The organism is Kitasatospora sp. NPDC088742, assembly GCF_055584905.1.
The window spans coordinates 1-13,948 of the sequence record NZ_JBVJLD010000065.1 but is presented as its reverse complement, the minus strand read 5'-3'; the positions used below and the strand labels follow the sequence as shown (position 1 = coordinate 13,948).

Annotated in this window: 10 protein-coding genes and 2 pseudogenes; 7 read left to right on the top strand and 5 right to left on the bottom strand. The window is 71.2% G+C overall.

Annotation, left to right across the window (positions count from 1 at the left end; genetic code table 11):
* Nucleotides 1-11 precede the first annotated feature (11 nt).
* Nucleotides 12-713 (bottom strand): FadR/GntR family transcriptional regulator, encoded by a 702-nt coding sequence (locus ACZ6ZR_RS34620; RefSeq protein ID WP_465649305.1) that lies wholly within the window; start codon nt 711-713, stop codon nt 12-14.
* Between the two features lie 348 nt (nt 714-1,061).
* Between ACZ6ZR_RS34620 and ACZ6ZR_RS34615 the strand changes: the two genes are divergently transcribed.
* Both ACZ6ZR_RS34615 and ACZ6ZR_RS34610 read left to right on the top strand, forming a co-directional pair.
* The gene (locus tag ACZ6ZR_RS34615) at nt 1,062-3,296 is read left to right on the top strand and encodes an alpha-L-fucosidase (RefSeq protein ID WP_465649303.1); all 2,235 of its coding nucleotides are present in this window, start codon (nt 1,062-1,064) and stop codon (nt 3,294-3,296) included.
* A gap of 28 nt (nt 3,297-3,324) precedes the next feature.
* Nucleotides 3,325-3,555 carry an RICIN domain-containing protein gene (locus tag ACZ6ZR_RS34610; RefSeq protein WP_465649349.1) on the top strand — a complete coding sequence of 77 codons (231 nt, stop codon included), beginning with the start codon at nt 3,325-3,327 and terminating at the stop codon, nt 3,553-3,555.
* 31 nt (nt 3,556-3,586) lie between these two features.
* Here ACZ6ZR_RS34610 and ACZ6ZR_RS34605 read toward each other — a convergent pair whose 3' ends face one another.
* Nucleotides 3,587-5,734, bottom strand: a complete 2,148-nt coding sequence (locus ACZ6ZR_RS34605) for an alpha-galactosidase (protein WP_465649301.1) — start codon at nt 5,732-5,734, stop codon at nt 3,587-3,589.
* Nucleotides 5,735-6,259: 525 nt separating this feature from the next.
* Here ACZ6ZR_RS34605 and ACZ6ZR_RS34600 point away from each other — a divergent pair.
* Both ACZ6ZR_RS34600 and ACZ6ZR_RS34595 read left to right on the top strand, forming a co-directional pair.
* Nucleotides 6,260-7,663 carry a non-reducing end alpha-L-arabinofuranosidase family hydrolase gene (locus ACZ6ZR_RS34600; protein ID WP_465649299.1) on the top strand — a complete coding sequence of 468 codons (1,404 nt, stop codon included), beginning with the start codon at nt 6,260-6,262 and terminating at the stop codon, nt 7,661-7,663.
* Nucleotides 7,664-7,829: 166 nt separating this feature from the next.
* On the top strand, nt 7,830-8,453 hold the full coding sequence (locus tag ACZ6ZR_RS34595; protein ID WP_465649297.1) for a CU044_5270 family protein: 624 nt from the start codon (nt 7,830-7,832) through the stop codon (nt 8,451-8,453).
* Between the two features lie 118 nt (nt 8,454-8,571).
* Here the strand turns inward: ACZ6ZR_RS34595 and ACZ6ZR_RS34590 are convergent, their stop codons facing one another.
* Nucleotides 8,572-8,781, bottom strand: coding sequence for a DUF6243 family protein (locus tag ACZ6ZR_RS34590; protein WP_465649296.1), 210 nt, complete (start codon nt 8,779-8,781; stop codon nt 8,572-8,574).
* Nucleotides 8,782-9,181: 400 nt separating this feature from the next.
* Here ACZ6ZR_RS34590 and ACZ6ZR_RS34585 point away from each other — a divergent pair, with 400 nt between their 5' ends.
* The 3 genes and pseudogenes from ACZ6ZR_RS34585 to ACZ6ZR_RS34575 all read left to right on the top strand — a co-directional run.
* Complete coding sequence (locus ACZ6ZR_RS34585) at nt 9,182-10,741, top strand: S8 family peptidase (protein WP_465649294.1); 1,560 nt, start codon at nt 9,182-9,184, stop codon at nt 10,739-10,741.
* 693 nt (nt 10,742-11,434) lie between these two features.
* Nucleotides 11,435-12,718 (top strand): cation:proton antiporter domain-containing protein, encoded by a 1,284-nt coding sequence (locus tag ACZ6ZR_RS34580; RefSeq protein WP_465649292.1) that lies wholly within the window; start codon nt 11,435-11,437, stop codon nt 12,716-12,718.
* 175 nt (nt 12,719-12,893) lie between these two features.
* Nucleotides 12,894-13,322: pseudogene (locus ACZ6ZR_RS34575) on the top strand (6TM ABC transporter family protein); the annotation flags it as partial.
* Here the strand turns inward: ACZ6ZR_RS34575 and ACZ6ZR_RS34570 are convergent.
* Together ACZ6ZR_RS34570 and ACZ6ZR_RS34565 are read right to left on the bottom strand one after the other, a co-directional pair.
* Nucleotides 13,314-13,502 (bottom strand): annotated as a pseudogene (locus ACZ6ZR_RS34570) (hypothetical protein); the annotation flags it as partial. The pseudogenes ACZ6ZR_RS34575 and ACZ6ZR_RS34570 overlap by 9 nt on opposite strands.
* Nucleotides 13,503-13,585: 83 nt before the next feature.
* Nucleotides 13,586-13,948 (bottom strand): phosphatidylglycerol lysyltransferase domain-containing protein (locus ACZ6ZR_RS34565; protein WP_465649290.1); only part of this gene is annotated, 363 nt, incomplete at its 5' end.

Sequence of the window (13,948 nt, the reverse complement as noted above, 5' to 3'; positions counted from 1 at the left end):
GGCCGTCAGGACTACGGAAGGGCTTCCGCCGGGCGCAGGTGCTCGCTCAGCCACTGCGCGGTGCTGCTGACGTGCATCAGGGCGGCGGCCTGACTGAGCGAGGCGTCGCGGACCGACAGCGCCCGGAAGATCGCCTCGTGCTCGGCGATGGTCCGGTCCGAGGCCTGGGCGTCGACCAGACCGCGCCAGGTCCGGGCGCGCAGGGTACGCCCGGAGATGCCCTCCAGGAGCGCGAGCAGCGTCTCGTTGCCCGTGGCCGCAATGACGGCGCGATGGAACGCGACGTCATGGGTGTTGAGCAGTTCCACGTCGTCACGGGCCTCGCGCATGGCCTCCAAGTGCCGCCCGACCTCGGCCAGCTGCTCGTCGGAGATCCGGGTGGCGGCCAGCGCGGTGGCGGCCGGCTCCAGGAGCCGCCGTACCTCGACGAGGTCCTGCACCGCGGCGGAGTCGCCCTGCAGCAGCTCCACCGCACCGCCGAGCCCCTCCAGGAGGAGGCTCGGCTGAAGGCTCGTCACGTAGGTGCCGTCGCCCCGCCGGACCTCCAGGACCCGGGCGACGGCCAACGCCTTCACGGCCTCCCGCGCGAGATTGCGGGAGAGGCCGAGCTGAGCGGCCAGCTCCGGCTCCGGCGAGAGCCTAGAGCCCGGTGGCAGCGCTCCGCTGCGGATCAGCTCCCGGATCTGCGCGATGGCCTTGTCCGTCAGGGACACCGTCTGCTCCTTCCGGTGCCGGGGCCGGTGGTCCGTCGTGTCGACTGCGTTCCTCCGGGCGTGCGTCCACCTGGCGGGGAGTGTAGCGGTTGGCGGCCGGCCGGTCCCAGGGCTCCCACGACGGAACACCACAGACATGCGATGTCTGTCGAAAAAATAATGGGGCGAATAGTGCTAAATGCACTCAAGGCCACGCTCGATGACCAGCAAACATCCCTGCACACCCGTTGACAGCAGGGCGTTACATGGACGACCTTCGTGCGTAACCTCCGGCGCTCCAGGGGCGTGCCCGTCGCACGGTCCTCGCCCCGACGTGCCTCTCCTGCCCACCACTTCAGGGGTCTCCTCATGCCGAGTTCTCTCAAAAGGCGTCAGTTCCTGTCCGTCGCCGCAGGTGTAGCGGCAGCAGCCATGGCCGGCGGCGGCCTCGGCGTCGGTGCCGCGTACGCGGCACCGAGTACCTACACACCCGACTGGACCTCGGTCGACCAGCACCCGCCGGCTCCGGAGTGGTTCCAGGACGCCAAGTTCGGGATCTACTTCCACTGGGGGGTCTTCAGCGTTCCCGCGTACGACAACGAGTGGTACCCGCGCAACATGTACAAGGCCGACAGCTCGGCCAACAAGCACCACATCGCGACCTACGGCCAGCCGTCGGCCTGGCCGTACCACAACTTCATCGACGGAGCGCGGGACCTCGCGGGCAACACCGTGCAGTTCGCGCCGAAGCTGAAGTCGGCCGGCGGCAACTTCGACCCCGACGAGTGGGCGCAGCTGTTCGTCGACGCCGGCGCCAAGTACGCCGGCCCGGTCGCCGAGCACCACGACGGCTTCTCGATGTGGGACAGCCAGGTCAACGAGTGGAACTCGGTCGCCAAGGGCCCGAAGCTGAACCTGCTGCAGCTGTTCGCCACGGCGATCCGCGCCAAGAACCTCAAACTGCTGGTGGCCATGCACCACGCGTTCAACTTCAACGGCTTCTACGAGAGCGCCCCCGCGCAGTCGGACCCGAGCCTCAAGAAGCTCTACGGGCAGCTGGGTGCGGCTGCGGAGAACCAGCTCTGGTACGACAAGCTGAAGGAGGTGGTCGACCGTGCCCAGCCGGACATCCTCTGGCAGGACTTCGACCTGAACAGGGTCGACGAGACGCAGCGCCTCAACTTCCTGTCGTACTACTACAACCAGGCCAACTCCTGGGGCCGGGAGGTGGTCGCCACCTACAAGGACGGCCTGAACAACAAGGGCGAGGTCTTCGACTACGAGCGCGGCGGTCCGGCCGACCTCACCAGCCCGTACTGGCTGACCGACGACAGCATCTCCAGCTCCAGCTGGTGCTACACGCAGGGCATCGGCTACTACAGCATCCAGCAGATGCTGCACTCGTTCATCGACCGGGTCAGCAAGAACGGCAACGTGCTGCTGAACATCGCGCCGACGCCCGACGGGACCATCCCCCAGGGGCAGAAGGACGTCCTGCTCGGCATCGGCGACCACCTCAAGCGCTTCGGCGAGTCGATCTACTCGACCCGGGCCTGGACGGCGTACGGCGAGGGCCCGACGAAGATGGGCGGCGGCTCGTTCACCACCCCGCACGCCGGCACCGCCCAGGACATCCGCTTCACCCGCAACAAGGCCGGCAACGTCCTGTACGCCACGGTCCTCGGCTGGCCCGGAAGTTCACTGACCGTCAAGACCCTCGCCGCGGACCGGATCAACCTCTCCTCGCTGACCTCCGTGAAGCTGCTCGGCTCCACCGCCGGCACCTACATCGACCTCCCCGCGCCCACCCAGAGCTCCGCCGGCCTGACGGTCACCCTGCCCTCCACCGCGGCGCCGTACGGCGCCAACGCCTACGTCCTGAAGCTCGCCTTCTCGGGCCCCATCCCCACCCTGGCGCAGGCCTCCGCCGCGGTCGCCTACGCGGACGTCAACTACACCGGAATCACCGCCGCTCTGGCCCTCGGCGACTACACCGCGGCCGCCCTGACCACGGCCGGACTGGGCCCGCGCAGCATCTCCTCGCTCCGCCCGTCCCCCGGCTACCAGGTCATCGGCTACTCCGGAGACGACTTCACCGGCACCGCCTGGACCTTCACCGCCGACAACCCCGACCTCAGGGCCACCGGCAACAACGACCAGATCGCCTCGCTGAAGGTCCAGTTCAACCCGTCGGCGTACTTCCGGCTCACCAACGTCACCGACGGCCTCGTCCTGGACAGCGGCGGCAACGTCGCCTCCGGGGCCAACCTCAAGCAGTGGGGCTGGGACGGCAGCACCAACCTCCAGTGGCAGGCCGTCGAGGTGGGCGGGGGCTACTACAAGCTGGTCAACCGCACCAACGGCATGGTCGCCGACGGCTGGGGCGCCACCACCCCCGGCACCGAGGCCCGGCAGGCCGCGTGGAACGGCGGCACCAACCAGCAGTGGCGGATCACCTCGCGCGGCAGCAACACCTACTCGATCGCCAACCGCACCACCGGCCTGGTCCTGGACGGCGGCGGCAACGTCGCGGCGGGCTCCGTCACCAAGCAGTGGAGCTACAACAGCAGCTCGAACCTGCTGTGGACGTTCACGGCGCTCTGAGCCCCACGGCAGCGGCGCGGCCGACGCCCTGGCAGCCGCCCGCGCCGCTGCCCGCCCGCGGTACGACCGTTCAAGCATCGACCTGAACGTCTCCGCTGCCGACCGCCGGCTGCCCACCAGCGGTCACTACCGTCTCGTCAACATCAAGAGCGGACTGTGCGCGGACGTGCAGGCCGGATCCACAGCCGACGGGGCGAAGGTCGTCCAGTGGCCCGCCAACGGTGGCTCCAACCAGGAGTGGCAGGCGGTCGGCCTGTGACGGCCCCGGCCAGGTGAGCCGCGGCGGGCGTTCACGATCTCCGAGCGGCCGGGGGTTGCGCCTGGACCTCGACCACCAGTGCGTGGCCGGGGCGGTTGGCCGTGCCGGGGGCGGCCAGGCCGACCTGGGCCAGGTACCGGCCGGTCAGGGTGAGGGCGGTGGACCGCTTCGCCCAGGCGGGCCAGGTGTGTTCGGGGGAGGAGAGCTCGGGGCGCACCCGAAGGGTGTAGCGGGTGTCGGGCTCCAGCCCCGGCAGGCGTACGGGGGCGCCGTTCTCCGCGACGGAGGTGTCCAGTTGGACGTAGGCGAAGACGGCGTGGTCCCGGTCCCGGGAGACGACACCGTGGACCCAGGCGGCCGGGTCGGGGTGGTCGGTGCGGACCACGTCACCGCTGTGGAGCAGTGGCCGCAGCTGCTTGTACGCGCCGACCCACGCGGTGAGGGCCTCCAGCTCGTCCTTCGGCCAGGTCGAGATGTCCGATTCGATCCCGGCGTGCCCGAACAGGGCGGTGGCACAGCGGAAGGCGAGCGCGGTGTCGCGGTGGCTGATGTGGGCGGGGGCGGAGCCGACGTGCGAGCCGATCAGCTCGTAGGGCAGCAGCAGCCCGGTCCAGCGCTGGATGGCCTGGCGTTCGATCGGGTCGATGTTGTCCGACCCCCAGATCCGGTCGGTGCGTTCGAGGATGCCGAGGTCGGCGCGCGCGCCGCCGGAGGAGCAGGACTCGATCTCCAGACCGGGGTGACGGCCGCGCAGTTCGTCCAGGAGCCGGTAGACCGCCGTCGTCTGGGCGTGCACGCCGGGCCGGCCGGCGTGCACGGCATCGGCCAGGTCGCGGTTGTGGTCCCACTTGACGTAGTCGATGCCCACCTCCCCGACCAGGGTGCTGATCCGCTCCAGCAGGTAGGCGTAGGCGTCGGGGTGCGCGACGTCCAGGACGTGCTGGCCGCGCTGCTCGTACGGGAGGCGGTCCGGGTCGGCGAGGAACCAGTCGGGGTGGGCACGGGCCAGGTCGGAGTCGGGGTTGACCATCTCGGGCTCGAACCAGAGACCGAACTGCATGCCGAGCGCGTGGACGTGGTCGGCGAACGGGCGCAGCCCCTCGGGCCAGACCGTCTCGTCGACGTACCAGTCGCCGAGGCCGGCCCGGTCGTGGCGGCGGTGCCGGAACCAGCCGTCGTCCACCACGAACCGCTCCACGCCGACCTCCGCCGCGGTCCGCGCGAAGGCGCGCAGGCGCTCGGGGGCGTGGTCGAAGTAGACCGCCTCCCAGATGTTCAGGGTGACCGGCCGGGCGGTGGCCGGATGCTGCGGCCGGGCCCGGAGCATGGCGTGGAAGCTCCGGCTGATCCCGTCCAGACCCGTGCCGGAGGTCGCGAAGTAGACCCACGGGGTCCGGTAGGACTCACCCTCCGCCAGCCGGACCTCCCCGGCGTCCAGCAGCTCGCCGCCACCGAGGACCGTCGTCCCGTCGGCCAGGCGCTCCGCGTACTGGACGTGGTTGCCGCTCCAGGCGGTGTGGACGCCCCAGACCTCGCCGTGCCGGAAGCCGAAGCCTTCGGTGCCGGCGAGCAGCAGCCCGGCGTCGAAGCCGGTGCGGCCGCGGCGGCTCTCCCGCGACCAGACGCCGTGCCTCAACGGCGAACGCTGCGGGGAGCGTTCGCGGGCCCAGCGGCCGGCGAAGTCCAGCAGCTCCGCCGCGTGGGCGGGGACCGGCAGCACGCAGGCCAGCGCCTCGAGGGTGTAGGTGTCCGTCGCGGTGTTGGTCAGGGTGTGGCGCAGCCGCACCACGCCCTGGCCCGTCATCTCCAGCTCGGTGTCCAGCGCGAGCCCGGCGCCGGTGTCCAGTGCCCGCACCCGGACGGTGCCGCCCCGGCCTTCGTCGGCCCGTGCGGCGACCGGTTCGGCGATCGCGAAGCGCAGGGGGCGGACCCGGCCGTCACGGTGCCCGGCCAGGGCGGGCCGTCCGAACCAGCCCCAGCCCAGCCCCTGAGAGGGCATCAGGCTTCCGGCCTGGAGCTGTGCTGAGCGGCCCATGGCGTCGAGCACCTGCGCGGTGTCGTCGGCGCGGAGGCCGGGATCGACGCCCCAGTGCAGTACCCGGGGCAGGTCCGGTCCGGTGGTGTCGAGCACGAGGGCCGCGTCAGCGGCCGACAGCACGACGAGGTTCGCCTCAGTCATTTCGTCCTCGTTCAGGGGTGGCTGGTCCGGGGCAACGGCGGGCGCCGAGCCGCGCGTGGACGGAGCGCACTCCTAGAAGTAGCACGTTCGCCTCCGCACTGAACATCCCATCTCAGGAGTCGGAGAAGGAGTCGCGACGGTGCGGGCCGGAGCCGCTACGCTCCTCAACATCCATGCTCACGAGGGGAATTGACAGAGTGCGGCCGCTCCGCTGCGGTCCGCACACCTCCGATGTCCGACGGCCGGCCGGTTCATCCGTGCGGGCACGTCCTGACGGCCCGTCGGGCGCTGCCGGCATCGACGGCTCCCCGGTGGGCCCAGGGCCGCCAGCGTGAAGATCTTGTGATCGCTCACTTTTCACGTGCAGGAAATCTTGACGCAACTCCCAGGCGGTCCCACAGTGATGGCCATCGCGCAGCCGTTCACCTCAGGCCGAATTGTTAACGCTCACATAACGCCTGCCGGAGCGCCGAGGCTGACAGCAGCACCGGGTGGCAGCACCACCCGCCCACAAGGGAGATCTCGATGTACCGACAAGGTTCCGGTCGCAGGCTCGCGGCCATGGTGCTCACGGCCGTGGTGGGGCTCGGTGCGATGCTCGTCGCCGGTCCGGCACAGGCGGCCGGCACCGGTGCCGTTCGCGGTGTCGGCTCCGGCAGGTGCCTGGACGTGCCTGGTGCCAGCCAGGCCGACGGCACGTTCCTGCAGATCTGGGACTGCACCGGTGCGAGCAACCAGCAGTGGACCCTGACCGACGGCAACCAGATCACCGTCTACGGCAACAAGTGCCTCGACGTCCCCGGCCACGCCACCACCGCCGGCACCAAGGTGGAGACCTGGTCCTGCACCGGTGGTGCGAACCAGCAGTGGCGGGTGAACACCGACGGCACCATCGTCGGCATCGAGTCCGGGCTGTGCCTGGACGTCTCCGGCGCCGGCACGGCCAACGGCACCGCGGTGCAGCTGTGGAACTGCAGCGGCGGCAGCAACCAGAAGTGGACCGGTCTGACCGGCAGCAACTCCTGTGCCCTGCCGTCGACTTACCGCTGGTCCTCGACTGCCGCGCTGGCCCAGCCGGCCAACGGGTGGTACTCGCTGAAGGACTTCACCACCACCACCTACAACGGCAAGCACCTGGTCTACGCGACCTACTCCGACGGCAACTGGCACTCGATGGGCTTCAGCCCCTTCACCAACTGGTCGGACATGGGCAGCGCCCCCCAGACCGCGATGAACTCCTCCGCGGTGGCACCGCAGCTGTTCTACTTCGCGCCCAAGAACATCTGGGTGCTGGCCTCGCTCGGCTGGGGTACCCAGTGGGCCTTCACCTACCGCACCTCCACTGACCCGACCAACCCCAACGGCTGGTCGGCTCCGCAGGCGCTGTTCACCGGCAGCACCTCCACCGGCGGCCCGATCGACCCGACGCTGATCGCCGACGACCAGAACATGTACCTCTTCTTCGCCAACGACGCCGGCGGCATCTTCAAGGCGACCATGCCGATCGGGAACTTCCCGAGCAGCTTCGGCTCGTCCTACGCCACGGTCATGACCGACACCGTGAAGAACCTCTTCGAGGCCCCGCAGGTCTACAAGGTCCAGGGCCAGAACCAGTACCTGATGATCGTCGAGGCCCGCGGCGCCACCGAGCAGCGTTTCTTCCGGTCCTTCACCGCCTCCAGCCTCAACGGCCCGTGGACCGTGCAGGCCGGCTCCGAGAACGCCCCCTTCGCGGGCAAGGCGAACAGCGGTGCCACCTGGACCGACGACATCAGTCACGGTGACCTGGTGCGCAACAACCCCGACCAGACCATGACCGTCGACCCCTGCAACCTCCAACTCCTCTACCAGGGCCGGGCCGCCAGCCCCGCCGGCACCCCCTACGAGAAGCTCGCCTACCGGCCGGGCCTCCTCACCCTCCAGCGCTGACCCCCCACAGCGGTAGCACCCACGGCCCTGACGAACCCCAGCCGCAGCCCGGCAGTGGTCCGTCAGGGCCGTTCCGACGTCGCGCTCGCGCCGGCTCCCGCCGCCGGGACAAGGGAGTTGACGACCGCTCAGCCTGGGCCTGCCGAAGGGCGAGGGCTAGTACCCGATGATCGTCGACCCCTGCAGCCTGCAGTCCCTGTACCAGGGCCCGTCTCCCGGCACGCCGGAACAGTGGACGGCGGTGGACGGCCTGCGGCCCGGTCTCCAGCGGGGGAGTGCGGGCCAGAAGGAGACTCCTGCCCCGGCCGGAGGGTCGCTCAACTCGCCCACCTACAAGCTCCTGGCCGCTCTCCCGACCGACCCCGAGGCACTTCTCAAGAAGATCTACGCCGACGCCAACCTGAACCACGGTGCCGGCTCCGGCTCCACCACCGGCCCGGACCAGCAGGCCTTCGTCGCCATCGGCGACCTCCTGCGCGCCTCGGTCGCGCCGCCGCAGGTGAGTGCCGCGCTGTACCGCGCGGCGGCCCGCATCCCCGGTGTGACCACGGTCGACGACGCGGTGGACGCGGCCGGCCGCCACGGGGTGGCGGTGGCGCGCACCCACGGTGGCGAGCGATCCGAGTGGATCTTCGACCGGGACACCAACCGGCTGCTCGGCGAGCGGACCGTCCTGCTCGAGGACAGTGCCTGGGGCAAGGCCGGTGACGAGGTGACGTCGGTCGCCATCGTCGGCCGCGGCTTCAGCGACGCCCCCGGGCAGGTTGCCGGCGCGGGATCGAGCACATGATGTGAACGAGCCGATCGTTGGCACGGTGATGTCCGCGAGGCCTGCCGTTGAGCCGGCATTGGCTGCGCCGGCTCGGCCCGGCGGGGTTCGCCAGTCGTCCCCCGACGGCGGCAGCGCGTCAGCTCTGTGCGGGGCCGTCGTCCGCCTGGACGGTGTCCTCGGCTGCGCCTTCCCTCTCGCGAATCTTGCGCACCAGCTCCGCCTTCCGGTCGGCCGCACCCTGGCGGTCGAGGTTGCGGTGCGGGCCGTTGTTCTGGCGCTCGGTGCGGGACAGCCTCTTGCGCTGGCCACCGCCCATGCCGACGGGGTTGTTGATGTTCTTGCTCACGGTTACGGATTCTCCCGGTACTGATCTGAAGGGATCTACGGACTCATGGGGACGGGCAGCGACGTCGAAGGACGACACAGTGACGCTACCTGGTCCCGTCGGCCCCTCCCACCACTCATCGCGATGCCGCCGCTGCGCGGCACCGTCGAGCAGCGGACCGCCAACGTGGTGCTGTTCCTGTATGCCGACCCGTGCCGGCCGCGGGGGAGGACCCGACCGGCGCCGAGGAACCCGGGCTGGACCGGGCGGCAGTGCGGTGCGGATCAACCGGCGCCCCTTGCCAGGTGATTGACTCTTCGTCAGGCTCGTACACGTGGGGGGAGAACCACGCAGCTGTTCGACACGGCCTCCCCCGGCCTGCCCGCGTCACCCCGACGCGGGCCGAGCGAGGGGGGAAGACATGCTCCGCAGATTCCTGCTGTCCCACCGTGCCCCGGCCACGCTGGTGCTCGCCGCGGCGCTGGCCGTCGCGGGCGGCGCCGCCCCGGCGACGGCCGCCGACCGGGAAGGGGTGGTGCGCGGTGACGGCGCACCGGGTACCGTCCCGGGAAGTTACCTGGTGATCCTCAAGTCCCGGGCGCTGAAGGCCGATTCGGGTGCCGAGCTGGCGGCCCGGTACCACGGGAAGCTGCGCCGCAGCTTCGACGCGGCGTTCCACGGCTACTCGGTGGAGCTCGACTCCCGGCAGGCCCGCCGGCTGGCCGCCGACCCGGCCGTCGCCACGGTGGTCCCCAACCGCAGGGTGCGGCTGGACGCGACCAGCACGCAGACCGCGCCGTCGTCCTGGGGCCTGGACCGGATCGACCACCGCCGGCTGCCGCTCGACCACCGCTACGACTACCCGGACACGGCGGGCCAGGGGGTGACCGCGTACATCGTCGACACCGGGGTGATGATCGGCCACCACGACTTCGGCGGCCGGGCCGTCTACGGTTACGACGCCATCGACGGCGACTCCGTCGCCGAGGACGGCCACGGGCACGGCACCCATGTCGCGGCCACCGTGGCGGGCGCCCTCCACGGCGTGGCCAAGAAGGCCAAGGTGGTCGCCGTCCGGGTGCTCGACGACTCCGGCGAGGGCACCACCGAACAGGTCGTGGCCGGCGTCGACTGGGTCACCACGCACGCCGTGAAGCCGGCGGTGGTCAACATGAGCCTCGGCGGGGATCCCGACGAGGCGATCGACACCGCCGTCCGGAACTCGATCGCCACCGGCCTCACCTACACGGTGGCGGCGGGCAACGACGGCGTGGACGCCTCCACGCACTCGCCCGCGCGGGTCGCCACCGCGCTCACCGTCGGCGCCACCACCAGTGCCGACCGGCGCGCCTCCTACTCCAACTACGGCCCGCTGGTGGACCTGTTCGCCCCGGGCTCGGACATCGTCTCGGCCGCCACCTGGTGGGAGGACGGCGAAACCAGCATGTCCGGCACCTCGATGGCCGCCCCGCACGTGGCCGGCGCCGCCGCCCTCTACCTGGCGGCCCACCGCACCGCCACCCCCGCCCAGGTGGCCACCGCCCTCACCGGCAGCGCCACCACCGGCTCGCTGCACGACCTCGGCCAGGGCTCGGCCGACCGGCTGCTCCACACCGGCAGCTCCCCCGTCGGCCCGCCGGGACCGCGCTTCACCAACACCACCGACCTGATCACCGACAACGGCCCGGTCGAGTCACCCGTCACCGTCACCGGCGTCTCCGGCCGGGCCCCCGCCGAGCTCGAGGTCGAACTCGACGTCAAGCACGGCTGGAGCGGCGACCTGCGGGTCGAACTCATCGCCCCCGACGGCACGGTGTACCTGGTCAAGCAGGAGGAGATCTCCGACGGCAGCCCCGACCTGACCGGCATCTTCGCCGTCGACGCCTCCAGCGAGACCGCCAACGGCACCTGGCGCCTGCGGGTCACCGACGTCTTCCGCTACTTCAGCGGCTACCTGGACAGCTGGACCCTGCGGTTCTGACCCGGGCGTGGCGCTCACCCGGCCCGCGGCGGCGCGAGCGGGGTGGGCGCCGTAGCTGCGGCCCCTTCCCGTACGAGGTGCGCGCGGCCCTCCACGGTGATCGGCGGTGGCGAGTGTTGCTGCGGGGGCGTCAACCGACCACTGCTTGAGTCGATGTCGATCTCGTGGTCGGCGATCGTGCTCGAACGGGCACTCGCCGTTTGCGAATGGGCCGAGGTCGTGCGGCTTCGTGCCAGGCCGTCCGCGTCAGGGGCGTGGCGGGTGCCGGCGACCAGCGCGCGGGTGGGTCATCCGTTGCCACGGCCCGCATCTGCTGTGACGCAGCGTCAGCCGTCCGAGATCACCCGGCGTCCGGCGGCGCCCGGGCAGCGACACCCCGGGGTTGCCGGATCGGGTCTCCCCGCCGACGCCCGTCCGGCCGCCCGGGCTGACGGCCGGAGATCGCCCTGGCGGACGCCCCACGGCTATCCGCCAGAACGGCGGCGAGGAGTACGGAGGTGAATCGTCCGCCCGGCGGGTGCGTTCCAGCCGGTCGGCGGGGGTGCCCCAGGCGGCCGGAGGAGTGACCACGGGCGGGCCGCCTGTTGGGGTTGAGCCGCGCCGTGATCACGTGGAGCTAGCCTCGGACCGGAACACGCCGCGGCTGAGCAGCACACACCTGCGCGTCCACCAGATCTGAAGCGGAAGTCCCACATGGTCCCTGTCCTGATCGTGATCACATCGGTGGTGGCCGGCTGGTCGCTCCTCGCCGGGCGACTGGAGCAGTGGCAGGTGCGCGCGCCGCTGGTGCTGGTGCTCGCGGGGGTCGTCACCGGCCTGTTCACGCACAGTCAGATCGCCATCACCCTGAACTCCCAGGTCGCCCAGCACGTGGCCGAGGTCATCCTGGCCGTCCTGCTGTTCGTCGACGCCACCGAACTCCCGGGCGGGCGGCTGTTCGGCCACGATCCGGGCTCCGCCGCCCGGGCGCTGCTGGTGGCCCTGCCGCTGAGCCTGGCCGCGACGGTCCTGCTGGGTGGCCTGCTGCTGCCCGAACTACCCGTCGCCGTACTGCTGTTGATCGCCTGCGTCATCATCCCGACCGACTTCGCCCCGGCCGAGACCCTGGTGCGCGACCGGCGCATCCCGGCGAAGGTGCGCAGCGTGCTCAACGTGGAGAGCGGTTACAACGACGGGATCGTGTCGCCGATCTTCCTGTTCGCGCTGATCCTGGCCGGCTCGACGTCCCAGACCCGCACGCCGATGGAGGCGCTCGGCACGGCCGTGCCGTTCGCGCTGAAGGCACTCATGGTCGGCCTGTTGCTGGGGGCGCTGATCGCCTGGCTGATGAACCTGGCCGAGCGCGGCCGGTGGACGACCGGGCAGTCCCGGCGGATCATCGTGCTGATCGCACCGCTGCTCGCCTACACCTCGACCTCGGCACTGAACGGGAACGGCTTCGTGGCCGCGTTCGTCTGCGGTGTCGCCTTCCGGTACGTCCGGCAGGCACCGGCCCGCCGAAGGGAGGCCCCGGCCCCCGCGGCCGACGCCCCGGCACCCGCAGCCTCGGACTTCCAGCTCATCGAGGACACCAACTCGATGATGACCATGGTGATGTGGTTCTTCTTCGGGAACGCGGTGGTGCTCACGCTGAGCGAGGCCATCGACTGGCCCGTGCTGCTGCTCTGCGTGGCGGCGCTCACCGTCCTGCGGATCGTGCCGGTCCTGTTCGCCTTCCTCGGCTCCCGGTTCAGCTGGCGCGAGCGGCTGCTGGTCGGCGCGCTCGGGCCGCGCGGCACCACCTCGATCGTGTTCGGCCTGCTCGCCTTCAACGCCCTCCCGGACGGGGTGTTCTCCACCGGCGTGCTCGACGCCACCACGCTCGTGGTGCTCGGCAGCATCCTGCTCCACGGCGTCGGCTCGACCGGCATCATCCGGCTGTTGCGCGGCCCGTCGGCCACCCGCCCCGCTCCTGCGGAGGCTGCCGAAGTGCGCTGACGGACCGACAGGCTCCGCAGGACGACGGGCTCCGGAGCGACGACCACCGACCGGCGGGGTGGTACCAGCCGTCCGACGGGGACGGTCCGGCCGCGCACCGGATGGGCCGTCACCCGTCCCCTCTCCAGGCTGGTGGCGGACTGCCGCTGCGGCAGTCCGCGAGGAGAGGAACGTCGTGAACCCCGCACCCGACCCGTCGCCGACGGACGCCGTACCCCTGTCCGCCCGGGAGACGCTCGGAGCGCTGTACGAGCACGCCCGGCCGCACCGGTGGGTCGTCGCGCTCGGACTGCTCTGTGCGCTGGTCGGCGCGGCCGGCGGGCTGCTCCAGCCGCTGGCGACGAAGGCGCTGGTGGACCGGCGGAATCGGTGGTGCTGTCCGCGCGGCGCACCCTGGTCGGGCGGCTGCTGCGGCTGCGGCTCACCGAGGTGGAGCGGATCGAGCCGGGGGATCTGATGTCCCGGGTCACCTCCGACACGACGTTGCATGCCGAGGATCTCCCGGGCCACCGAGCGGTCGCAGGAGGCGGGAGGGGAGATCTCCACCGCGCTGGAGCGGGCCTTCGGCGCGTTCCGCACGGTCACGGCGTCCGGCGCCGAGGACGAACTCCCAGGTCCGCGCGGCCTTGGCGGTGGAGGCGAGGCTGGGGCCGCCGTGCGCGGTGACCTGCCCGGTGTCGGCGGCGGCCTCCCGGGCGGCGCGGCGGGAGCCGACGGCCTGGAGGACCGAGCCGGTGCCGTAGCAGGCTGATGCGGCGGTGGCGACGAGAAGTCCGGCGAGCACGGGGTGGCTCCGTTCGTTCGAGGGGTGGGTGGGGTGGCGGCGATCTGGCGTACCGTCGGAGCGCAGGCCTTCTGCCGCTCAGGTCAGGGAGTTGACGACTGATCAGCCCGGGCGTGCCGGCGGCGGAACAGGGCGGGAAGGCTCGGTACGGTGATGAAACCCTCGGCCCGGGCACTGGCGATGCCGATGCGGGGAATCTCACCGCTCTTCTCGAAGAGCAGATAACGCGGTTCCCAGATCGGGCGGTACTTCGCATTCGCCCGGTAGAGCGACTCGATCTGCCACCACCGGGAGAAGAACCCGAGCACCGAGCGCCAGAGCCGCAGCACCGGCCCGGCGCCGAGCTTCGACCCGCGCTCGAAAACGGAACGGAACATGGCGAAGTTCAGCGAGACCCGCTGGAGGTCGACGGTCTTCGCCTGCTGGAGCAGTTCGATCACCATGAA